Below are 24,407 nucleotides of genomic sequence, written 5' to 3'. Positions count from 1 at the left end.
TGAATTAACGACTTCAGAAGGAGATTTATACTCCCACTGAAGTTTTCTATTTGTTAGGGCATATAATTCCAACTTATAGAAGTAGGAGACTTTCATTCTGAAATATCGTTAAAAATACTGGAATAATTAATTTCTATGTTGAATATTTCAATTAATGATAATATAATGAATACAATGGAAGAAGGTGGTAAAACATGGCATGCAAAATATTAAGTAAATGTCCAGTTTGTAGCTCTAGATTAAAAGCAACTAGATTGAAATGTGATGGATGTAATACTGTGGTAGAAAACCAATTTGAATTATCTAGATTTGATTATTTAAATAGTGAACAGTTAAATTTTGTTGAAGTATTCTTAAAAGCTAGAGGAAACATTAAGGATATGGAAAAAGAGCTTGGCATAGAATATCAGGCAGTTACAGCAAAGCTAGATGAGGTTATTGAAGCACTTGGGTATACTTTTTTAAAGCAAAAACCAGCCACTGATAAAAAGGATGTATTAGATATGTTAGACAAAGGTGAAATTACTGCTGATGAAGCATTAATAATGCTAACAACATTTCAGAAAAAGGAGGGGAAATAATGAATGAAGAAATCTCAAGAATATTAAGAATGGTTGAAGAAGGTAAAATTAATTCAGAAGAAGCTATGCAGCTTATAGACGCTTTAAATGGAGAAAGTAAAGAATTTATTATTTTGGATAAAGTAGCAGCAAATAATAGCCACACTAAAGGCAGAACACATGCTAAAATGCTTAAAATAAGGATAAAATCTAAGGGAAATGACAATGCAAATATTAACATTCCACTGAAATTTGTAAGCGGTATGATAAAAACATTTGGAAGAATTCCAAACGTAAATGTAGATGGCATGGAAAATGTAGATATGGATGCAATGACTCAAAGTATATTAGATGCCATAGATAATGGAATGGATGGGAAAATTGTAGATATAAAAAGTGGAGATGGAGACGCAGTTGAGATTGTTATAGAATAAGTCAGCTTCTTAGAAGCTGTGAAGCTACCCAGGAGATGATTTAGCCCAACCCAAATAAGTGAGTTGGGCTATTTTTTTGATAAGTATATTGTAAAATACTGAGACTTTTTTTACAAATACTTATACCTGTAGTATAATATGATTAAGTTTTATTCATTTATGCAAAAAAAGCTTTGATATATATGTACATAAATAGTAAAATAAAACAATGAATTTTCCGCATAAATATAATTTAAGTTAGAAAGTAGTTTTCAGTGAATTAATATAAATAAAAAAAGGCCAATGAGGGTTTAAAAATAAAACACTAGCAAATTGATTAGTTGTTTTGTTTAGGATGACCTGTAATAAATCCATATAATATTGAGAAAGAGGTAGAAAAATATGAGTAGAATGTTCGGGACAGATGGAGTACGTGGTATAGCAAATACAGAATTAACAGTGGAGCTTGCATATAAGTTAGGAAGATCAGGAGCGTTTGTATTAACAAGCGGAGCTCATAAACCTAAAATTTTAGTAGGAATGGATACAAGAGTTTCGGGAGATATGTTAGAATCGGCCTTAGTTGCAGGGATTTTATCGGTAGGGGCAGAGGCAATATGTCTTGGAGTAGTTCCTACACCCGCTATAGCATATTTAACTAGAAAATATGGAGCAGATGCAGGGGTTGTTATTTCAGCTTCTCACAACCCGGTAGAATATAATGGAATAAAATTTTTTAACAACAATGGGTTCAAGCTGTCTGATGAATTAGAGGATACAATACAAGCAGTCATAGAAAGTGATTTTAAAGGAGTACCATCACCAATAGCAGGTGATTTAGGTAAGAAAACAGTTAATCACAGTGCTGTAGAGGATTATATAGAATTTGCTAAATCTACTATTTCAGGAGACTTAAAAGGACTTAAAATAGCATTAGATTGTGCTAATGGGGCTTCGCATATTACTTCAGTAAAAGCTACAAGAGATCTAGGAGCTGAGGTTTTAGTTATTAACAATGATCCAGATGGCATAAATATAAATAGAGACTGTGGATCTACTCATCCTGAGCATTTAATGGCTTTTGTTAAAGAAAATAATTGCGATTTAGGACTAGCGTTTGATGGTGATGCAGATAGATGTTTAGCTGTAGACGAGAAAGGAAATCTCATAAATGGAGATTTTATAATTGCTATTTGTGCTAAACACTTAAAGGATATTGGTAAATTAACTAAAAATACAGTAGTAGTAACAGTTATGAGTAATTTGGGCCTTGATATTGCGATGAAGGAAGAAAACATAACTACAGTTAAAACTAAAGTAGGAGATAGGTACGTACTTGAGAAAATGCAAGAAGAGGGTTATAGCCTAGGTGGAGAGCAATCAGGACATGTAATTTTCCTAGATTTTAATACTACAGGGGATGGACTTGTATCAGGACTTCAATTAGCCACTGTTATTAAAGAATCAGGAAAACCATTATCGGAGCTTGCAGCAATGATGACAGAACTTCCGCAAGTATTAGTTAACGCAACAGTACCTAATGATAAAAAGGACATACATGAAACTGATAGTGAAATAGTTGAAGAGATTAGAAAAATAGAAGAAAAATTAGATGGTTGTGGAAGAGTGCTTATAAGGCCTTCAGGTACAGAGCCTTTAGTGAGAGTAATGCTCGAGGGTAAAGTACAAAGTGAATTAGATGTAATGGCGCATGCTCTTGCGAAATTAATCCAGGAAAAAGCAAATAAGTAAGATAGTATAAAATTTCATGATTACTAAATAATATGGTAAATAACATAAATTATAGTAGAAAAAAGTAACTATTAAGTTAACTTATCATTAAAAGCATTGACGTTTAGGCTATAAAATGAATATAATAGACTGAAAGCTTATGTGAAAGGTTCATAAGCTTTCAGTTTACGTATTTGTGAATGTAAATATTATGGTAAAGGAGGATAGAGAGAATTAGATGATTTTAAAGCGCCAGGACTCATAATGAGCATTAGTAGTTATTATGCATTATGAGTTGACGAGGATGGGGAGTATCGAATCTTCGGCGGATGCCCCGCGGTAGCGCACTACCGTTAATGGTTGATAAAAGCGATTAGTGATTTTCGTTACAAGATCAATCTGGTGTTAAAACCTTTATAAATATTACGAATAGCACTAAAGGTAATAAAGCACTTTAGTGTTGATTTGTGTAAAATTTTAAATTTGAGAGGAAGATGAATATGTGCGGAATAGTTGGATATTTTGGGAAAAAACAGGCTTCGCCAATCTTGGTAGAAGGTCTTAGTAAATTAGAATATAGAGGATACGATTCAGCCGGAATCGCAATTATAAATGATGGAGTTTTAAGCGTTACAAAGTGCAAAGGAAGACTTGCAAATTTAGAGGCTCAATTATTAGAAGAGCCGCTTATTGGACAAGTGGGTATAGGACACACTAGATGGGCCACTCATGGTAAACCATCAGATGAAAATTCTCACCCACATACTAATGAAAAAGGAACTATTAGTGTAGTTCACAATGGGATTATAGAAAATTATATACGGTTAAGAGAATGGTTAATGACAAAAGGATATAAATTTACATCTGAAACTGACACAGAAGTAATACCACATCTTATAGATTTCTACTTTGATGGAAATATTGTTGAAGCGGTAATGAAGGCTACTACTAAAATGGAAGGTAGCTATGCAATAGCAGTAATATCAAGTGATGAACCAGATAAATTAGTGGCAGTAAGAAAAGATAGTCCGTTAATAGTAGGTATTGGCAAAGATGAATTTTTTGTAGCTTCAGATATACCAGCAGTATTAAACCACACAAGAGAAGTATATTTATTGGAAGATAACGAATTTGTTGTAATTTCAAGTGATGGAATAAAGCTTATTAATGCTGAAAACGAAGTTATAGAGAAAGAAGTATTCCATGTAACTTGGGATGCAGAAGCCGCTGAAAAAGGTGGATATGAGCACTTTATGCTAAAAGAAATCCATGAACAACCAAAGGCAATCAGAGACACAATGACTTCAAGAGTAGTTCTAGGAGAGCCAATATCTCTAGATAAAATAACTATAACTAAAGAGCAAATTCAAAATTTAAATAAAATATATATAGTAGCATGTGGAACTGCATACCATGCAGGAGTTGTAGGTAAATATGTTATAGAAAAACTTGCAAGAATACCAGTAGAATTAGATATAGCTTCTGAGTTTAAATATAGAGACCCAATAATGGACGAAAATACATTGATGATAGTTATTAGTCAATCAGGAGAAACTGCAGACACTATGTCCGCTTTAAGGCTTGCAAAGTCAAAAGGTGCTAGAGTTATAGCAGTAACTAATGTAGTCGGTAGCGCAGCTTCAAGAGAAGCAGACGACGTACTATACACTTGGGCTGGACCAGAAATAGCAGTTGCATCTACTAAAGCTTATGTAACTCAGCTTATAGCGATGTATATAATAGCATTATTCTTTGCTCAGAATAACGAAACATTAAGCGTAGATGAATTAGAAGAAATTAAAGCAGCTATGCTAGAGCTTCCAGAAAAGGCAGAGCAGGTGCTTAAAAATAAGGAAACTGTTCAAAAATTCACAGCGAAAACTTATATGCATAGAGATATGTTCTTTATAGGCCGTGGACTTGACTATGCAGTTGCAATGGAAGGTTCATTAAAGCTTAAAGAAATATCATATATTCATTCAGATGCCTATGCGGCAGGAGAGTTAAAGCATGGTCCTATAGCGCTTATGGAAGAAGGAACTATAGTTATAGCACTAGCTACTCAAGAAGAATTATTTGATAAGATGGTAAGTAATATAAAAGAAGTAGCTACTAGAGGAGCAAAAGTATTTGCTTTTGCGCCAGAAGGACACACTGAAATTGAAAAATCAGTATACTCCGTAACTTATATACCAAAAGTAATGGATATATTAGCACCAGTAATTTCAGTAATTCCACTACAATTATTATCTTACTACATGGCAATTCAAAAGGGTTGCGATGTTGATAAGCCAAGAAATCTTGCAAAATCAGTAACGGTGGAATAAGAAAAAATAGATGATACACAAACATGTGTATGTTTTAAGAAAGTCTTAAACTGATTGCTGTTTAGCGACATTGCAGCTCCGCAGGAGATGATTTAACGTATAAATTTTTAAAAATAAAGCATGAAAAAATATATGATAAATATATTTTTATTCATGCTTTATTTTTATGAGCAAAAAAAGTATATATTTTATTACACTTGTTCTTCATTTAACGACATTTCAGAAGGAAAGCCTCCCACTTCTATAAGTGGGAGTACCTACTATAAGTAGGAGTTACTTGCCCTAACAAATAGAAAACTTCAGTTGGAGTATAAATCTCCTTCCGAAGTCGTCAATTCATCTTCTTCAAAGATGTTCAGCTCCGCAGGAGATGATCTAATTAAATGTAACTGTAACCTTAAATAAATCCCCATCCTCAGTTATATTTAATTGTCCACCTTGGAGTTCTACAAAGCTTTTGGCTATGGCTAGTCCAAGTCCCGAACCTTCTGTGTTACGTGCTTTGTCTCCTCTTACGAATCTTTCCACTATGTCATTAACATTAAATTCAATTTCAATAGCTGTCATATTTTTCAATGTTATTTCAATTTTATCTTCTCTAGAAACAATATCAATGTAAACTCTAGAACCTTTCATAGAATACTTTGTTATATTGATTATAAGGGTTTCAAACACTCTAAACATACGCTGGCTATCCAAATGCAATATTACTTTTCCTTCTGGATACTTTGTTTTTACTACTAGTGATGCTGCTGATATTTTATCATCTAGTTCTAATAAGGTTTGTTTCATTAAGGCCACAACATCCACATCAACTAAATTTAAATTTATATTTCCACTTGTAGCCTTGCTCACTTCAAATAAATCCTCAATTAATTCCTGTAATCTTTGTGATTTCCTATCTAATGTATCTAAATACTCCTTATGCTTTTCTGCTGAAAGATTTTCATCCTTTAATAAATCTGTATAAGTAATAATAGATGTTAAAGGAGTTTTTAAATCATGAGATACATTGGAAATAAGCTCTGTCTTCATTTTTTGACTCTTTACCTCTTCGATAACTGCCTTTTTAAAGCCCTTTTGTATACTTTCGATTTCTTTCTTAAAATCATTGAATACACCTAAATTTTCTTCAATAGTTACATCTAAATTGCCTTCCGCTATTTTATTTGTAGCTTCAAAAAGCTTATTATATTTGTAGGTCATCTCATTATAAATTTTTCTTACCACCTCTCTCAATTTCATATCTTTATGATACTCTTAACTTTTAAAGATAATGTTGGGGTAATTCTAAAGATTTTCTAAAGACTTATCCCTATTCTAACTTTGAAAACAAGATTAATATATACTCGAGAAGTGACTCCAAATAAGAAGAGCAGAAATTCCACGTTTCAATCTCTTATGTGGAGTCACGCAGGAGAAAGTTATACGGGCGGGGAAAATAGAAAAAATAGTAAGTTAATTATGGTATGTAATGGTATAATTTATTAGGGTCGTCTCACTAGCGTAGAATATTATGCGATATCGCTTTATTTGAGGAGGATTATATGAAAATCAAATTAATTCAACCTGCAATGGTACAAAGACCTATGGATACAAAATTAAAAACAAGAATGTCTCCTTCGTTAGCTTTATTAACAATAGCAAATCTTACGCCAAAAGAGCATGAAGTTAATATTGAGAATGAAAATGTTGAAAAGATAGATTTCAATGAACCGGTAGATTTGGTGGTTATAACTGTTACTGTAGATGTTATGAATAGAGCAGTAGAAATATCAAAGGAGTTCCAAAAGCGTGGTGTAACAGTAATTGCGGGGGGGATACACATAACATCAGATCCAGAGGGAACTGTTGATAGTTTTGACGCAATAAGTGTGGGAATGGCTGAGAGAGTTTGGGTAAAGATACTTAAGGATAAAGAAAACAATTCGCTTAAAAAGATATATTATGATATGGAAAATATTTCCGGAGAAGAAATAGTATCACCTAATTATGATATTATTGATAATAAAAAATATTTATATACTAATATAATTAGTACAAGCAGGGGATGCCCATTTCAATGTGATTTCTGCTATAATAGTTGCAAAAATGTACTTAAAACCTATATTAATAGACCTATAGATGATGTAATTAAAGATATAAATAAATTAAAAACAAGACATATAATGTTTATTGATGATAATTTTGTTGGAAATCCAAAGTGGACAAAAAAATTATTAAAGGAAATGAAACCTCTTAAATTAAAGTGGAATGCAGCAGTTACTTCTAATATAGTTGACATGCCTGAACTATTAGATGAAATGAAGGCGGCAGGCTGTCAAAGCCTTTTTATAGGTTTTGAAAGTATAAATAGTAAGTCATTAAAAAGTATTCATAAAGTACAAAATAGTGTGAATAGATATGAGAAGCTTGTGGATGAAATTCATAAAAGAGGAATAATGATAAATGCTAGTTTTGTTTTCGGATTAGATGAAGATGATGCCTCAATATTTAAGAGCACATTAGAATGGGTAGTTAAAAATAAAATAGAAACGGTAACATCCCATATTCTTACCCCCTATCCTGGTACAAAGTTATACTTATCATTATTCGAGAAAAATAGAATAGTAGATTTTAATTTGTCTAATTATAATACTGCCCATGTTGTATATAAACCCAAGAGTATGACAGCAGAAGAATTATATAATGGCTATCTATGGATATATAAAGAGGTGTACACGTTTAAAAACATAATGAAAAGACTGCCGAAATCCAAAAAACAATGGATTCCATTTTTAACATTTAATTTTTGTTATAGAAAATTTGGAAAACTAACTGAGATCTTGTGCAATATAGTTTCTTTTAAAAATATAGGAAGATTTTCTAGCTGGTTGGCTTATAGAACAAAGTAGGTGGCGGAAACTAATAAAATTTTGAGAAAAGAAGGCAAACTCATAATCTTCCAATACGATTGTTTAAGAAAGGATTTGTATATAGGATATCAACGGTATGCTTAAATATAGCGGTAAAAAAAGAGGGGAAGTATTTTTAAATACTTCCCCTCTTTTAAAATAAAATATAATTACTGATTAATGACACTTCAGAAGGAAAGTCATTAATAGTGCAGCAGCGTAGGTGATGATTTAACGTTCGCGCTGGTTTATTGTGCAGGGGGTGGGGTTGGGTCTGGGGCTGGGGTTGGGGCTGGAGCTGGGTCTGGAGCTGGGGTTGGGGCTGGTGGTTGTTCATTTGCGGCTGCGTCTGCAGCCGCTTTGTCTGCAGCTGCTTTGTCTGCAGCTGCTTTTGCTGCGGCTTCATTTGCAGCTGCTGCGTCAGCAGCTACTTTGTCTGCTGCTGCTTTATCCGCAGCTGCTTTGTTTGCAGCATCATCGCTTGCTTTTTTTGCAGCATCATCGCTTGTCTTTTTTGCAGCATCATCGCTTGCTTTTTTTGCAGCATCATCACTTGCTTTTTTTACATCATCATCACTTGGTTTTTCTATGACTTTCTTTTCTGCTTTTATTTTACCATTTTCATTTAATTTGATATATAGAGTATTCATTAATACCCCATTTCTATCAACTACTGTATTAGGACGAGTAAAGTCTTTTTGTTCTAGACCTTGGTGTAGGTACTCCATATATTCTTTCCATATCTGACCTGGTTCTTGAGCTCCATACATGTTTTGTGGCGCTGGAATATCATCTCCTACCCATACAGAGGTTGTATAATAAGGTGTATATCCTACAAACCAAGCATCTTTTGATTGATCTGTAGTTCCTGTTTTACCTGCAGTAAAGGGATAGTTACTAAGGGCTAAATTTGCATGACTTTCTGTTTTTGTTAGTACACCCTTTAAAGTATCTGTCATAAGATAAGAGGCACCACTATCATACACTGTAGTTTGCTTATGTTTATTTTCAAATAATACTTCATTAACTATTGTATTTGTTATTTTACGTACATTAGTCGGACTTATAAATTCGCCGTTTCTTGCAAGGGTTGAATAACCTGAAGCCATTTCAACTGGCGTAACACCCTTTGTAAAACCACCTATAGCAATTATAGGGTAAATATCTTGAGGAGTTGTATATTTAAACTCCATGTTTTGTAAATATTTCAACGAATTCTTTACGCCCATTTCTCCCACTAATCTAACCGGGATAGTGTTTATAGATATCTCAACTGCATATCTTAAAGATACAGAACCTCTGTATTTAAAATCAACATTAGCGGGACCATTATCAAAGGCTTTGTCTTCATATTCACTAGCGGGAATGTAGCCTTTTTCAAATGCAGGGGTATATGCGATTAATGGCTTTATAGCGGAACCTGGCTGCCTTACACCTAAGAAGGCTCTGTTAAAGGTGTTACCATCTTGGCTTCTACCTCCAACTATAGCTACTACTTCTCCAGTATTATTATCTATAGTAACGCTTGCACCTTGCTTTTCATATAAATCTGTTTTGTTATTGGTGCTTGTATATTGAGCCAAATGACTATCTACTACACTTTGTAATTTTTCTTGTTTTGCAGTATCAATAGATGTATCTATTCTATATCCTCCACTAAGAAGTTGTTTTTCTTTAGACTCATATTCATCATTATACTTAGTGAAATAAGTGTTTCTATCATTATCATTACTAAAAGAATATTTAGAAACGAAACCATTTTGCTCCATTAACTTTAAGGTTGCATTGTGAACAGCATATTGAATATCATAGCTCATAGGTTCAGGTGCTGTACGAGGTTTAATATTTAATTTAATAACTTCTGCTTTTGCTGTATCAAAATCATTTTGTGAAATTTGTTCTAAGCTTAGCATTTTATCTAAGACTAAGTCTCTCCTCTTTATAACATTGTCCAGCTGAGTCACGGGGTTATAAACAGATGGATTATTAGGTATTGAAACAAGCATAGCTATTTGAGATAAATCTAAATCCTTATTATTCTTTTGAAAGTAAAATTGGGAAGCACTTTCAATACTATAGCATCCATTGCCGAAGTTTATATTATTTACATAAAACTCTAATATTTGATCTTTTGAATATCTTTCTTCTAATTTATTTGCTATAACAGACTCTTCCAATTTTCTCGACAAGGTTACGTCAAATGTAAGGAATACATTTCTTGCAAGTTGTTGCGTTATTGTTGAACCACCTTGTACGATAGCTCCCTTGGATTTTATATATACCCAGACAGCTCTCCTTATACCTTTATAATCTATACCACCATGTTTATAAAATCTTTGGTCTTCTATTGAAGTGACAGCTTTACCTACATAGGGATTTAAGTCTGCTTCTTTTGTGTAATAATATGTATTGGTCTTAAATTCTTTTAATAGTTTACCATTAGTATCAAAAAATTGTGTTGGTTTTCGGGTATTAAAGGAGGTTTCGTTTATGGTTTGTGCTATATTGTTAGCATCTTTTATAGTTGCCTCTATTTTAGGACCATATTTAATATAACCATATCCTAAAGTTATCGTAGCCGATACGAAAATTATTGCAGAAAATATCAATAAACCTTTAACGATTTTTTTCCAAAGTTTCTTTTTAACCGGTGCTATTTTTATGGGTTCTACATTTTGATTATCATCCATTAATATCTCCTCCTTTTTTTATTATACAAAAAATGTCCAGGGTTAGCCCTGGATGACCACGCTTCATACATACGTAAAGGGGGGGGCTTACTTGGTCGCCATAAGTATTTTCCTGTTTTTAGTCCTATATTCAATTGTTATTACTGAATTCTAATACTAGGTCACATAAAAGAGACCTTATGGGTCTCTCTTATACTATTAAAAAAGTGCTTAGTTTATGTGTGTATAATACAATTATTTTACAATTTTGTCAATAACACCAAGTTATATGATGTGATTTCTATTGATGTTAATTATTTCTTATTGGCATTTCAAACATTAGCCATACAATGTATCCTCCTAGAACAATATAATTATTACAATATATTATAACATAAATAATGTAACATGAATATTTATGTTATATATAAAGTATGAACAAAATATATATTATGATGAAACATCATTAGACAGTTGTATGATGTTTGGAGAAGGTGTATATAAAAACTTCTTTACATAGCATTCATATAGTGATATTATAAATCTAATTTAATAAATAAGTTAATTCTCATCAAGAGAGATAGAGGGACTGGCCCGATGACATCTCGGCAACCATCAGACGTATTGTCTGAATAGGTGCTAAATCCTGCGTTAATTTCATTGTAAATTAGCGGAAGATGAGAGAGGTGTCTTTGTAATTTTATACCTCTTTCATCATTATATAATGATGAAAGAGGTTTTTGTTTTTTTGAATAGATGTAAATAAAATTTAATAGTGTCTTATCAAGAGAGGTGGAGGGACTGGCCCTATGAACCCCGACAACCAGTATCATATTATGATACATGGTGTTAATTCCTGCAGCATTGCTGCAAGATAAGAATAAGTTTGGAAGTAGTGCCCAAGTTTATTCTTGGGCTCTATTTTTTTAGAGTGATGTTTAAAGAAAGGATCAAAAGGTAAAGATGAATTATAAGAAATGAAAAGGAGAAGGGATATCATGATTAAAGTTCGAGGTGTAAGTAAAAGTTTTTCAGGGGTTAAAGTGTTAAATGATGTTTCATTTACAGTGGAGGAAGGTGATATTTATGGTGTTATTGGTCACAGTGGAGCTGGTAAATCCACTTTACTTAGATGCTTTAATGGGCTTGAAACCTATGATACAGGTACCATTAATATAATGGAAAAAGGGGTGAAACAGCTAAGTTTGAAAGAACTTCGCGAGTTTAGGAAAAATGTAGGCATAATATTTCAAAGTTTTAATCTTATTAACAGTAAAAATGTTTTTGAAAACATAGCATTTCCACTAGAAATATGGGGAAACGATAAAAATTTTATTAAAAAAAGAGTAGATAGCTTAATAGAGTTAGTAGGACTTAAGGATAAAGCAAACACCAATGTAAAACAACTTAGCGGAGGGCAGAAGCAAAGAGTTGGAATTGCAAGAGCGCTTTCACTTAATCCGAAAATATTACTTTGTGATGAAGCTACCTCTGCACTAGATCCTAAAACTACAAAATCTATATTAGAGCTTTTAAGGGCTATCAATAACAAATTTAATATAACAATTATTGTAGTTACCCATCAGATGGAAGTGGTAAAAGAAATTTGTAATAAATTTATTCTTTTAGAAGGAGGGGAAATTAAAAGCCATGGCATTACCGATGAACTATTTATTAGGCCAACAAAGGAAATGCAAACACTTATGGGAGAGGAAGAATTACTGCCTAGCACGGGATATAACATTAAAATATTTTTTACAAAGGAAATTACCCAGAGTTGCCTTATAACATCAATTGCCAGGGAGTTAAATATTGATTTTTCAATAGTATGGGGCAGGCTTGAAAAATTTAGGGATAACGTAATGGGAAGTCTCATAATAAATGCAAGTAAAGAGAATAAGAAGAAGATATTAAATTATTTAGATGAAAAATCTATAGAGTGGGAGCTCATTAATTATTCTGTGCAGCTTGAGAAGCACAAGGGAGAGAGTATAAATGCTATTTAAAGATATTTTATTACCTGCACTAAAAGAAACTATATATATGGTAACATTATCCACGATTTTTACAGTTATTTTAGGGTTTATTTCAGCAGTAGGATTAATTATAACTGGACCTATTGGCCTAAGGCCAAACACTTTAATCTATAAAATCTTAAATTTAGTAATAAATGTACTTAGGTCTTTTCCGTTTATTATACTAATGATATCTATATTCCCTTTAACTAAGCTTATAGTTGGAACAACAATAGGTACTAATGCAGCTATAGTTCCTCTAACGCTTGGTGCAGCACCTTTTGCTGCAAGAATAATAGAATCTGCACTTTTAGAAGTGGATTATGGAATTGTTGAAGCAGCTAAGTCATTTGGTGCAAAAACCTATCAAATTATATTTAAGGTTATGTTAAAAGAGGCAATGCCGTCTATAGTTCTTGGAGTTACGTTAACAATAATAAACATTATAGGTTACTCAGCTATGGCTGGGACAATTGGTGGAGGGGGACTTGGAGATGTAGCCGTAAAATATGGTTACTATAGATTTAAGTCAGATATCATGATATACACTGTAATTATATTAATTGCAGTTGTGCAAGTAATTCAAGCCTTAGGAAATATATTGTACAGAAAAATGATTAAATAAGTTTTGAATTATAAAAATATTAAAAGAAAAATAAGAGGAGGAAATTAAAAATGAAAAAAATATTAAGCATATTATTAACAATAGTTGTGATTTTTACACTGAGTGGATGTGGAGCAAAAAAAGAGGCGGATGTAACTGAGAAAAAAATCATTAAAGTAGGTGCGTCACCAGTGCCTCATAAAGAAATATTAGAGGCTATAAAGCCGATTCTCGCAAAAGAGGGATATACTCTCGAAATAGTAGAATTTACTGACTATGTAACACCAAACACTGCACTAGCCGAGGGACAATTAGATGCTAATTTCTTTCAACATATTCCTTATTTGCAATCCTTTAGTAAAGAAAAGGGAGTGGACCTAGACTATACTGTAAAGGTTCATCTTGAACCTATGGGTGTGTACTCTAATAAATATAAAAAGCTAAGTGATTTAAAAGATGGAGCTAAAATAGCCATTCCAAGTGATCCTACAAATGGAGCAAGAGCACTTAGAGTGCTTGAGAAGGAAGGGCTATTAAAACTAAAAAGTGGAGATCTTATTTCTAAACTTGATATTACTGAAAATAAAAAGAATTTTAAAATAACTGAATTAGACGCTCCTCAGCTTCCAAGGATTTTAAAAGATGTGGATGCAGCAGTTATAAACTCAAATTTTGCAATAGAAGCCAATTTAAATCCGACAAAAGACGCACTAGCAATTGAATCAAAAGATTCGCCTTATGCAAATGTGCTTGCAGTTAGAAAAGAAGATAAAACTAAACCTCATATAGAAGCACTTTCAAAGGCATTAAATTCTCTAGAAGTTAAAAAAATTATTGAAGATAAATATAAAGGAGATATAATTCCTGCTTTCTAAAAAAAATATAAAACCATTAATCATTTTGCTTTGGGCGTAATAGTCGAAAGTAAGATGATTTTTTTATAGTAAAGCATAAAGTTTAACGACATTTTTATACTTTTATTTTTTAAAAAATTCATTTTATACCTTATTAGTGTATAATTACCGTATGCAAATAATTTTTGGAGTAATTAATTCTAAAATGCAAATAAGGATAACATTATAATATGGAGGTTTAAAAATGAGTGTATTATTTCAAGCAATAAATAATTTTTTTGATTTTATAGTTCCTATTGCGGATTTTCTATGGGAATTTCCAACTAATTTTAAGTGGTATCAAAACATCCCGGTTTTAGGTAATTTTGCCTTTGCAGTTATTTTACTTTTAGGAACAGGAATTTATCTTACATTTAAAACTGGATTTATTCAAGTTATGGCATTTAAAAAAGGAATTAAGATTCTTGCTACAAAAAAGGAAACAGATACTGGGGTTAGTTCATTAGCATCATTTTTACTAAGTTCTGCTATGCGTGTAGGTCCAGGTAATATTATGGGGGTTACAGGTGCAATATCTGTTGGCGGACCAGGGGCACTATTTTGGATGTGGGTTTCAGCTTTCTTTGGTATGTCCACGGCTTTTGTAGAATCTGTACTTGCACAGCTTTTTAAAGAGAAAAATGGCAAGGAGTTCGTGGGTGGACTTCCATTTTATGGTCAAAAGATTTTGGGAAATAAACGGTGGGTAGGTATTATACTGTCTTCACTTTTTATAATATATGCACTGTTTGTTATCCCATCTCAAGCTTTTCATTTATTTACAAGTTTCGGTTCAATAGCTGATACTATAGCTGGAAAAACCTTTGGACGTCAATCCACAGTTTATTATGGGATAGCAATAGTCTTAATAATTACTGTTCTTTTGACTGTAATTGGAGGAATAAAAAGAGTTACTGCAGTTACAGATGTACTGGTACCTATTATGGCAGTTATTTATACACTTATAGTTATTTTAATAATATTAGTTAACTTAGATAAAGTTCCGTATTTCTTTAAAGAAGTGATTGGTGGAGCATTTAAGCCCAATGCATTATTTGGTGGGGCATTTGGTGTGGCTTTAGCTCAAGGAATTAAGCGTGGGTTAATGTCCAATGAAGCTGGACAAGGAACAATTACAATGGCGGCTGCGACAGCGGAGAATAAACATCCTGCAGAACAAGGTTTTGTACAATGTCTAGGAGTTTTTCTTGACACAATGGTAATATGTAGTATGACTGGATTTGTTATTGTTATGGCACATGTTTGGACAGGTACTGCTGGAGTTGCATGGGAGAGTATAGAAGCATCTAAACTTACAGTTTACCTATCCTCAATCAAATACTTAGTTCCTGGTACTGCATTAGATGGAACAGTTACAATTATTGTTTCGCTATGCTATGGAATGTTTGCATTTACAACATTGCTCGGTTTAATATTGTTTGCAGAAGTCTCCGCAAATTTAATATCTAGAAATAAGAAATTTATTATGGGAATACGTTTGGTTGGTGCATTATTCTTTGTTCCATTTGGCGCATTAACAGTTCTTGCTGGTTTAGAACTTGCAAATTTATGGTACATAGGTGATTTTGTAAATATTGTTTTAGTTTATGTAAATGTTCCAATTATATTAATTGGGTCTAACTATGCATTAAAAATATTGAAAAATTATAAAAAAACCGATGGAACTAAATTCAAATCAAAATCTATTGGTGTTGATACTGATGTTTGGAAATAAGGTACATACTTAGAATAAACTTAATTAATAGGTAATTTAGTAAACTTTCTTAAAATAGTATGGATTAAAAGAAGCAAAGTATACTATTTAGGGTATACTCTAATAGAGGTAATTATTTTCTTTAAGTAGAAAAACAAGGAGGCATTTTATGAAAACATTAAAGGGTACAAAAACAGCTGAAAATCTTATGAAATCATTCGCAGGTGAATCACAAGCTAGGAATAGATATACTTATTATTCATCTATAGCGAAAAAAGAGGGATATGTACAAATAGCTAATATATTCATAGAAACAGCAGATAATGAAAAAGAACACGCTAAAAGATTTTTTAAGTTTTTAAATGAAAGTTTAAATGGAGAAGTGGTAGAAATTAATGCCACATATCCTGTAGGTCTTGGAGATACTAAAGCAAATTTATTGTCAGCAGCAAATGGAGAAAATGAAGAGTGGTCAGATCTTTACCCAGCATTTGCGAAAGTTGCACAGGAGGAAGGCTTTGATGATATCGCGTTTGTTTTTAGAAAAATTTCTGATGTTGAAAAGCATCATGAAGAAAGATATAGAGAACTATTAAGTAATATAGAAAATAATACAGTATTTAATAAAGAAGAATCAGTTATTTGGAAATGTAGAAACTGTGGTTATATTTTTGAGGGAAAAAGTGCTCCGAAAATATGCCCAGCTTGTGTACATCCTCAAGCATATTTTGAAATATTCTCTGAAAAATATTAATAGCATTTCAAATGATGCAGTATTAAAAATGCCGTAGCAACCTTCGTGGATTCTTAATATAAAAAATAAAAACAACCCCCATTTTGATTTAATTAATTTGGGGGTTGTTCTATATCACGCTTTGACTTGGTAGTTGTAATGTATAAATATTCAGTGTAAATTATTTAACGACATATATTAATGTAGCAAGAGAAGGGAAAATGTACAGTGCATTTACGGTTCAGGGGAAAGATAAAGATAAAATATATATTTGGTTATTAAAGGAAGGTTATTTTAAAGAGGGAGATAAGCTAATCCTAGAAAGTGGAATAGCAATTCCCGTAGTTCTATATATCAAGAATGGTAAGAATGGAATTGAAATTACCAATCATAAATATCCAGAGGATGGAATTGGCTATGAGAAAGGCATGAAAAAACGGTTTGCTTATTATGTTAAAAACACAATTGGTAGTAATTACAATGAACGTGCAGACAAACTTGAAAAAATTATAAAAAATAGATCTGATGAAGATTTTAAAAATTAAAATATAACTCAAAATATGAATTCAATAGATTTAAAGTAAACACTGAACTAAACTTGTATCAACAATGCGAGTATCGCTTTCAAGAAATTTTGGGTTTTTACTCAGTTATTTTGTTTTTTGTAAACTTTCAATATATTCAAGCATTATAGATTGATTCTTAACTAACATTTTTTGATCTTCAATTAATAAATCTATTTTCTTATGCAAATCTTGAACGATCAACTCTGATTTCAGATTTATTTTATAATCATTTTTTGATTTTATTCTATCTTTATCTTCCTGTCTATTCTGACTCATCATTATTACAGGTGCTTGTATAGCGGCAGTACACGATAGTACTAGATTAAGAAGTATAAATGGAAAGGGATCAAATGAATTCTTTAAGATGATATTTAATACTATCCATATTCCTATAATTGCTAATGCTGCAATTATAAAACCCCAGCTGCCTACTGATGCGGCTATTTTATCAGCCATCTTGTTTCCAAAAGTAAGAGTTTGTTTATGAGTAATCGTAGTATCTTTGGATATCTTATTTCCTATTAAGTCATGCAATAGATCTTCTTCAATATCGTTAAAAATCTCTCCTTGCTCTAATATTTCGTTTACAATTATTTCTGTATCTAAAGTATCATTTCCATTTGACATAGTAATACCCCCTTAGTTGTCTAAGTACCCCTATTTTAATAGGGAAATTGATATAAATTAAAGATATGTTCCTTTAGATTTTTCGCGTTGATTTATTAAGTATTTGCGAATTATGAAGTTTTTTATTTTCGTTGCTTCTTAGAATATAAATTCTATTTGGGTGATTATATCCCATAGATAGATATGAAGTTCCGTGATCTGTTGCCATTGTTAAGCCTTCACTTTCTCCTGCTTTATTTATAGGATAAGAGGTAATTATTTTACCCTCATAGTTAAATACTGTAACTTTATTATCTGTATATAAATAAATATACATCCCATCAACATCTAAACCTTGTGGAACGCCTTGATTAGGAATACGAAAGGTAGTCACTGTACTCATATCAGCTAAATTTATAATAGTAAACATAGGGGTTCCATTATCACCACCATTTAAAACGGTATGCAATATTAAATAATCATGGACATTATCTATTGCAAGTAATGCCGATGTTCCTAAACTTGAATAATTTAAATCAGCTTGTATTGTACTTGAATCATAATCAACTACATAAACATGAGTTGGATTAATGCCGCCTCCATTTGCAACATAAATTTTTCCTGTACTAGCTCTATATGCAATTTCGGCAGAATGACCCATAGCCATAGGGTCTGTTTCAGAGATTTTATTTCCTGTTAGATTATATTTAACTATTTTCCCACTTCCATTTTTTAAATCAAAACTACAATAAAAATATCCATTATGGAATGTAAGCCCTTGCATAACACCTGTATCTGGTAAATCAAATAGTAGTTCATATTCGTTTTTTTTAGTTGTAATAGGAATATGGTTAGATAATGGCTTATCGTAAATAGCATTTGATGAGTCTAATTTTTTTACCTTACAATTAATGGGATCCGTTGTATGCACAGCTACCTGTGCCGTCATTTTTAGTGCTTCTTTTGGCTTAATAGAACATTCTATTATAATAAAAAATAAAGCTAAGATAAATATACATATTTTACAAAATTTCATTTGAAAACCCCTTCCTTTTGCTTTGGGTTTGCTTAGCGATGCTGACAATATTAGATTATACTATATTGTTAAATAATTGACAACTGTGGGAATGTTAGGAAAGTCTCCCGCTTCTATATAATGAAAAATATTAAATAATCACATAGGAGCTATTGACAATAAATGCTATGTGACGTAGTATATGAGTAGATGTTCATGTACGAATTAGTAACAAAATAATATTCGGTTAGATCCCATTGTAACAAATGGGGTTTTAGAGACATACTATATGATTATAGGAACATATAAAGATACAAGAAATAGTAGGAGGGAAAAGAGTGGTTGATATATTTAAAGCATTAGCGGAAGAAAACAGACTTCGTATAATGGCACTTATTATTCAAGGTGAAATGTGTGTATGCGAAATCGAAGAGTGTCTAAATATGACGCAGTCAAATGTTTCACGGCATTTAACATCACTTAAAAAGTGTGGGATATTAGAAAGTTACAAAAAGGCACAATGGACATACTACAAAATAGATAATAAATTTATAGAGAAAAACCCAGACTTATTTGCTTATTTAATAAAGGAACTCAAACAGATATCTTGTTATAATAGCGATTGTGAAAAACGGGATAAATGTAAACTACAAAATTTATGTGATTGTAAAACACAAAGTTAACGACATTTCAGTACCACAGGTGATGATCTTAGGAGGAGTGATTAATTATGAGTGAAGTTAAAACACCAGAGATTGGATTTTTTCAAAAATACTTGACTGTTTGGGTAGCTATTTGTATGAGCGTAGGTGTGCTCATTGGCAAGTTTATTCCAGGGATTCCGGAATTCTTAAATAAGTTTGAGTACTCCAGGGTTTCCATCCCCACTGCTATACTCATTTGGGTAATGATTTATCCCATGATGATGAAGGTAGACTTTCAAAGCGTTAAAAATGTAGGAAAGAACCCTAAAGGGTTATATGTAACATGGATAACGAATTGGCTTATAAAACCATTTAGTATGTATGCAATAGCTTCATTTTTCTTTTTTGTAGTATTCAAAGCATTTATAACACCGGAACTAGCTACACAATATCTTGCAGGAACCATATTACTTGGGGCCGCTCCATGTACTGCCATGGTATTTGTGTGGAGCCACCTTACTAGAGGTAATCCTGCATATACTGTTGTGCAAGTAGCCACAAATGATTTAATCATTCTGGTTGCATTTATACCTATCGTGAAATTTCTTTTAGGTGTCAGTAACATCACAGTTCCTTGGAATACACTCATTTTATCAGTTGTTTTGTTTGTTGTTGTTCCACTAGTTGGGGGCATTTTAACTAGAATTACGGTAACAAAGAAAAAAGGCACAGAGTACTTTGAAAATACATTCCTCCACAAGTTTGATAATGCAACTACTGTTGGATTGCTACTTATGTTGGTATTGTTATTCTCATTCCAAGGTGAAACTATAATAAACAATCCAATGCACATTTTACTAATTGCTGTACCACTAACTATTCAAACATTTTTGATTTTCTTTATTGCTTATTTAACAAGTAAAAAATTAAGACTAACGCATGATATTGCCGCACCTGCTGGAATGATTGGGGCATCAAACTTTTTTGAACTTTCAGTTGCTGTTGCCATTTCTCTGTTTGGCATGGATTCTCCTGCAGCTCTAGCTACAGTGGTAGGAGTGTTAGTTGAAGTGCCAGTAATGCTGATTCTTGTAAGAATAGCAAACAAAACCAAGCATTGGTTTCCACAACCAGTAGTTCATAATAATTAAGAATATTAAAAATATTAAAAGTGATAATAATAATAAAAAGTAATAAAATAATAAAAAGTATTAAAATAATAAAAATGATTGGAGAGATTATTAATGAAAAAAATGCAAATATTTGAACCAGCTATGTGTTGCTCAACAGGACTTTGCGGCGTAGGCGTAGATCCAGAGCTTCTTAGGATTTCGACTGTCCTTAGTGCATTAAAGAAAAATGGAGTTGAGGTTGAGAGGTTTAACCTCACAAGTTCACCACAGGAATTTGTGAATAACAAAGTAGTTAATGACTTTATAAATGAAAAAGGCATTGATGGGTTGCCGGTTACTGTTTTGGACGGTGAAATCGTGTTAATAGGTAAGTACCCAACCAATGAAGAACTAGTTAAATTTCTAAATATAGAAATTAGCTTTTTAGGTCAAGAGCGAAAGACTTTCAAAATAAAAGTAACTCCTAAATCAGGGGATTGTGGCTGTTCTGGTGGGAAATGCTGTTAACGACATTTTAGAAGGGAAGTCTCCCACTTCTGTAAGTGGGAGTTACATGTCCTAACAAATAGAAAACTTCAGCGGGAGTATAAATCTCATCTGAAGTCGTTAATATGCAGCTCCGCAGGAGATGATTTAATAATGTAACCGAAGCGTATCAAATACAAGCCAAATTACAAAAGTACTTAATAATGAAGCTGGAGGTAAATAAACATGGAAATTTTTAATCCGCAAAATATTAAACTTACAAAATATTTATTTTACACAGGCAAAGGTGGTGTAGGTAAAACTTCAACCGCTTGCGCTACAGCAGTCATCCTTGCAGACAGTGGGAAAAAGGTGCTTCTTATAAGCACTGATCCTGCATCAAATTTGCAGGATGTTTTTAACACTGAGCTGACAAATAAAGGTATCCCAATTAAGGGAGTTCCAAATCTCGTTGTTGCTAATCTTGACCCAATTCAAGCGGCAGCCCAGCACAGAGAGAGCGTAATCGCACCTTACCGTGGTAAGTTGCCAGATGCAGTGCTTAAAAACATGGAAGAACAACTTTCTGGATCCTGCACTGTTGAAATCGCAGCGTTCAATGAATTTTCAAAATTCATAACCGATGAAAGATTGCAGGAGGAATATGACCATATTATATTTGATACTGCGCCTACTGGTCACACACTTAGAATGCTTCAATTACCATCGGCTTGGAGTAATTTTATTAGCGAAAACACACATGGTGCATCCTGTTTAGGCCAGCTTTCTGGTCTAGAGAGTAAAAGAGAAATCTATAAAAAAGCAGTAGAAACATTATCCGATGGAGAATTAACAACACTTATGATTATCTCTAGGCCTGAAATGACACCGCTTAAAGAAGCGGAAAGAGCATCAAAAGAACTTTCGCAGATTGGTGTAAACAATCAAACAATGATAATTAATGGTGTGATGAGTTCTTATGATGACAGTGTGTCCGAAAGGCTGTATCAAAAACAGCAAAAGTCACTTAAGGAAATGCCACAGGGACTTAAGGGAATTACTGCCTACATGGTACCCCTCAGGGCTTACAATATAACAGGGATGGAAAATGTCAGGGCACTTCTTACCAAAGATAATTATAGTGTCAGCAATGAAAAGATAAACGCTGAAACCATTCCTCAGTTAAAAGATGTTATTGAAGAACTGTATAAAAGCAACAAAAAGGTAATCTTCGCTATGGGCAAGGGTGGCGTAGGTAAAACTACAATTGCGGCGGCGATTGCTTTGGGATTATCGGCAAAGGGCAAAAAAGTACATCTTACCACAACTGACCCTGCAGCCCATCTCAAATTTGTTATTAATGAGAGTAGTAATATTACGATGAGCCACATCGATGAGCAGGCTGAACTTAAAAAATATAAGGATGAAGTGCTGTCTAAGGCAAGAGAAACTATGGCAGATGATGATATTGCTTATGTTGAGGAGGACCTCCGATCTCCATGTACACAGGAGATTGCAGTATTTAGAGCCTTTGCAGAAATAGTAGAAAAGGCGGTCGATCAGATCGTTGTCATCGATACCGCTCCAACAGGGCATACTTTACTGCTACTTGAGTCAACTCAAAGCTATAACCAAGAAATCAAACGCTCACAAGGCGATATTCCACAATCTGTGAAAAAACTGTTGCCAAGGCTCCGAAATGCTGATGAAACTGAAGTCATCATTGTAACTCTTGCTGAAGCTACACCTGTATATGAAGCAATTCGTCTTGAAGAAGATTTAAAACGTGCGAAAATTTCGACAAAATGGTGGATTATAAACTCATCACTACATGCGACAGGTACAACCAATAAATTGTTAGCCGCAAAGGCAAGCAATGAAATTGAATGGATTAACAAGGTTGATGCACATGCAAACGGTAAATTTGCGCTCATCGCGTGGAGCCCTGATGAAATTAAAGGTGACAAGTTAAATGAGTTATTACTATAAATTCTAGATATCAGGAACTTTGGTGGGATTGGTATTCATTTTCATTTGTCTAACTATTGATTTAATTTATTTGTGGAGTATAATATATTTATAAGATAGGTGATGGAGTTCACCTTAACCATTGCAATTTTGCAATTAATGACTCCTACTTAGTGGTTTATGCTAAGTAGGAGTCTTTTGTTTTGTAAAAAATATCAAAGAAAAGGGAGGGATTGTAATATGGCAATGAGTTTAGCGATTATAATTATTCTAGGACTAATGGCCAATAAATTATTTGAAAAATTAAAACTTCCAGGACTGATTGGAATGCTAATTTTGGGGGTGATACTAGGACCTTATGGTACAAATATAATAAGTTCGGATATACTTAGAATTTCACCAGATTTAAGAAAAATTGCACTTATTATTATCCTGCTAAGAGCGGGCCTTGGGATTAAAAAGGATACTTTAAACAAAGTCGGGGTTCCTGCCTTAAAAATGAGTTGCATACCTGGTATTTTTGAAGGGCTTAGTATTATGTTTATAGCAAGCTATGTACTTGGAATAACAAAAGTTGAGGCTGGAATGCTTGGATTTATAATAGCTGCAGTTTCACCAGCAGTAGTTGTTCCACCTATGCTTAATTTTATATCCAGAGGGAAAGGAGAAAAAAAAGGCATACCAACCATAATACTCGCAGGAGCTTCTATTGATGATGTTTTTGCGATAACTATATTTTCAACTTTCTTAGGTTCATATGGCGGTAAAAATGTAAATATACCAATGAAAATATTGGATATTCCCATATCTATTTTTATTGGAATAGCAATTGGTGTCATTGCAGGGATTTTATTAGTAGCGATATTTAAAAAATATCACATGAGAGATACTAAGAAAACTTTAATAATAATTGCTGCAGCAATTATGCTTACAGGAATTGAAGATGCTTTTAAAAATATAGTACCCATTGCAAGTCTTCTAGGAGTAATGACTATTGGGTTTATCCTTTTAGAAAAATACGCTAAAGTAGCTAATAGAATGTCATTAAAACTTAATAAGGTCTGGGTAATTGCAGAAATTTTACTTTTCGTATTAGTTGGAGCGAAGGTCAATATATATGTTGCCTCATCATCAGGTGTATTAGGGTTAATTATTATTGCAGGTGGACTAGTAGCAAGAAGTATAGGGGTATTAGTATCATTAATGGGTACTGATTTAAATGCAAGAGAGAGACTGTTTTGTGTGATCTCATATATTCCTAAAGCGACTGTGCAGGCGGCCATGGGCGCAGTACCATTAGCTGCTGGGGTTGAATCCGGAGAACTTATATTGGCAATTGCTGTATTGTCCATATTTGTAACCGCACCACTTGGAGCTATAGGTATTAAAGTAGCAGGGGAAAAGTTATTGCCAGACGACTAGATTTCATATTTATATTACTACTGTGTTAAATCATC

The 24,407-nt window shown here is 32.9% G+C and carries 19 protein-coding genes, 1 pseudogene and 3 riboswitches; of the genes and pseudogenes, 16 read left to right on the top strand and 4 right to left on the bottom strand.

The window, feature by feature from the left end; genetic code table 11:
- The first annotated feature begins 194 nt into the window (after positions 1-194).
- From ACWJKS_RS16945 to glmS, 4 genes are all read left to right on the top strand, one after another.
- Complete coding sequence (locus tag ACWJKS_RS16945; protein ID WP_220286299.1) at positions 195-581, top strand: DUF2089 domain-containing protein; 387 nt, start codon at positions 195-197, stop codon at positions 579-581.
- Entirely contained in the window at positions 581-994 is a 414-nt protein-coding gene (locus ACWJKS_RS16940; RefSeq protein WP_165414278.1) for an SHOCT-like domain-containing protein, read from the top strand. Before ACWJKS_RS16945 ends, ACWJKS_RS16940 begins: the two co-directional genes overlap by 1 nt.
- Before the next feature lie 381 nt (positions 995-1,375).
- On the top strand, positions 1,376-2,725 hold the full coding sequence (gene glmM / locus ACWJKS_RS16935) for a phosphoglucosamine mutase (protein WP_220286300.1): 1,350 nt from the start codon (positions 1,376-1,378) through the stop codon (positions 2,723-2,725).
- 479 nt (positions 2,726-3,204) lie between these two features.
- Positions 3,205-5,031 carry a glutamine--fructose-6-phosphate transaminase (isomerizing) gene (gene glmS / locus ACWJKS_RS16930; protein ID WP_220286301.1) on the top strand — a complete coding sequence of 609 codons (1,827 nt, stop codon included), beginning with the start codon at positions 3,205-3,207 and terminating at the stop codon, positions 5,029-5,031.
- A gap of 375 nt (positions 5,032-5,406) precedes the next feature.
- Here glmS and ACWJKS_RS16925 read toward each other — a convergent pair.
- Positions 5,407-6,228 (bottom strand): annotated as a pseudogene (locus ACWJKS_RS16925) (sensor histidine kinase); the annotation flags it as partial.
- Between the two features lie 350 nt (positions 6,229-6,578).
- Between ACWJKS_RS16925 and ACWJKS_RS16920 the strand changes: the two are divergent.
- Positions 6,579-7,925, top strand: a complete 1,347-nt coding sequence (locus tag ACWJKS_RS16920; protein WP_462960087.1) for a B12-binding domain-containing radical SAM protein — start codon at positions 6,579-6,581, stop codon at positions 7,923-7,925.
- A gap of 248 nt (positions 7,926-8,173) precedes the next feature.
- On the opposite strand, the gene ACWJKS_RS16915 is transcribed toward ACWJKS_RS16920, so the two are convergent.
- Complete coding sequence (locus ACWJKS_RS16915) at positions 8,174-10,615, bottom strand: transglycosylase domain-containing protein (RefSeq protein WP_462952679.1); 2,442 nt, start codon at positions 10,613-10,615, stop codon at positions 8,174-8,176.
- Between the two features lie 544 nt (positions 10,616-11,159).
- A riboswitch (SAM riboswitch) is annotated at positions 11,160-11,278 on the top strand.
- A 93-nt stretch (positions 11,279-11,371) separates the two neighbouring features.
- A riboswitch (SAM riboswitch) is annotated at positions 11,372-11,475 on the top strand.
- A 117-nt stretch (positions 11,476-11,592) separates the two neighbouring features.
- Between ACWJKS_RS16915 and ACWJKS_RS16910 the strand changes: the two genes are divergently transcribed.
- From ACWJKS_RS16910 to ACWJKS_RS16885, 6 genes are all read left to right on the top strand, one after another.
- The gene (locus ACWJKS_RS16910) at positions 11,593-12,600 is read left to right on the top strand and encodes a methionine ABC transporter ATP-binding protein (RefSeq protein WP_220286305.1); all 1,008 of its coding nucleotides are present in this window, start codon (positions 11,593-11,595) and stop codon (positions 12,598-12,600) included.
- Positions 12,590-13,234, top strand: coding sequence for a methionine ABC transporter permease (locus ACWJKS_RS16905; RefSeq protein ID WP_216302393.1), 645 nt, complete (start codon positions 12,590-12,592; stop codon positions 13,232-13,234). Before ACWJKS_RS16910 ends, ACWJKS_RS16905 begins: the two co-directional genes overlap by 11 nt.
- Before the next feature lie 50 nt (positions 13,235-13,284).
- Positions 13,285-14,088 carry a MetQ/NlpA family ABC transporter substrate-binding protein gene (locus tag ACWJKS_RS16900; RefSeq protein WP_216302394.1) on the top strand — a complete coding sequence of 268 codons (804 nt, stop codon included), beginning with the start codon at positions 13,285-13,287 and terminating at the stop codon, positions 14,086-14,088.
- 223 nt (positions 14,089-14,311) lie between these two features.
- Complete coding sequence (locus tag ACWJKS_RS16895) at positions 14,312-15,841, top strand: alanine/glycine:cation symporter family protein (RefSeq protein WP_462960086.1); 1,530 nt, start codon at positions 14,312-14,314, stop codon at positions 15,839-15,841.
- 148 nt (positions 15,842-15,989) lie between these two features.
- Positions 15,990-16,574: a rubrerythrin gene (gene rbr, locus ACWJKS_RS16890; protein WP_165414776.1), complete on the top strand. Its 585-nt coding sequence runs from the start codon at positions 15,990-15,992 to the stop codon at positions 16,572-16,574.
- A gap of 200 nt (positions 16,575-16,774) precedes the next feature.
- Positions 16,775-17,098 (top strand): hypothetical protein, encoded by a 324-nt coding sequence (locus ACWJKS_RS16885; RefSeq protein WP_462960085.1) that lies wholly within the window; start codon positions 16,775-16,777, stop codon positions 17,096-17,098.
- A 105-nt stretch (positions 17,099-17,203) separates the two neighbouring features.
- Here the strand turns inward: ACWJKS_RS16885 and ACWJKS_RS16880 are convergent, their stop codons facing one another.
- Together ACWJKS_RS16880 and ACWJKS_RS16875 are read right to left on the bottom strand one after the other, a co-directional pair.
- Positions 17,204-17,746, bottom strand: a complete 543-nt coding sequence (locus ACWJKS_RS16880) for a DUF1003 domain-containing protein (protein WP_216302397.1) — start codon at positions 17,744-17,746, stop codon at positions 17,204-17,206.
- 73 nt (positions 17,747-17,819) lie between these two features.
- Positions 17,820-18,761: a YncE family protein gene (locus tag ACWJKS_RS16875; protein WP_216302398.1), complete on the bottom strand. Its 942-nt coding sequence runs from the start codon at positions 18,759-18,761 to the stop codon at positions 17,820-17,822.
- Between the two features lie 317 nt (positions 18,762-19,078).
- Here ACWJKS_RS16875 and ACWJKS_RS16870 point away from each other — a divergent pair, with 317 nt between their 5' ends.
- The 5 genes from ACWJKS_RS16870 to ACWJKS_RS16850 all read left to right on the top strand — a co-directional run bounded on the left by ACWJKS_RS16870 (position 19,079) and on the right by ACWJKS_RS16850 (position 24,372).
- A complete protein-coding gene (locus ACWJKS_RS16870) occupies positions 19,079-19,423 on the top strand; it encodes an ArsR/SmtB family transcription factor (protein WP_216302399.1) in 345 nt (114 codons plus the stop codon).
- 47 nt (positions 19,424-19,470) lie between these two features.
- Positions 19,471-20,535, top strand: coding sequence for an ACR3 family arsenite efflux transporter (gene arsB / locus ACWJKS_RS16865; RefSeq protein ID WP_216302400.1), 1,065 nt, complete (start codon positions 19,471-19,473; stop codon positions 20,533-20,535).
- 93 nt (positions 20,536-20,628) lie between these two features.
- Positions 20,629-21,024: an arsenite efflux transporter metallochaperone ArsD gene (gene arsD / locus ACWJKS_RS16860; protein WP_462960084.1), complete on the top strand. Its 396-nt coding sequence runs from the start codon at positions 20,629-20,631 to the stop codon at positions 21,022-21,024.
- Positions 21,025-21,228: 204 nt separating this feature from the next.
- Complete coding sequence (gene arsA / locus ACWJKS_RS16855; protein ID WP_462960083.1) at positions 21,229-22,971, top strand: arsenical pump-driving ATPase; 1,743 nt, start codon at positions 21,229-21,231, stop codon at positions 22,969-22,971.
- 89 nt (positions 22,972-23,060) lie between these two features.
- Positions 23,061-23,126: riboswitch (Fluoride riboswitch) on the top strand.
- A 64-nt stretch (positions 23,127-23,190) separates the two neighbouring features.
- Positions 23,191-24,372 carry a cation:proton antiporter gene (locus tag ACWJKS_RS16850; RefSeq protein ID WP_462960082.1) on the top strand — a complete coding sequence of 394 codons (1,182 nt, stop codon included), beginning with the start codon at positions 23,191-23,193 and terminating at the stop codon, positions 24,370-24,372.
- Positions 24,373-24,407 lie beyond the last annotated feature (35 nt).

It is taken from the genome of Clostridium sp. CM038 (assembly GCF_055081105.1).
Note: the sequence above shows the minus strand (reverse complement) of the source record. Positions and strands in the feature narration are given on the sequence as shown.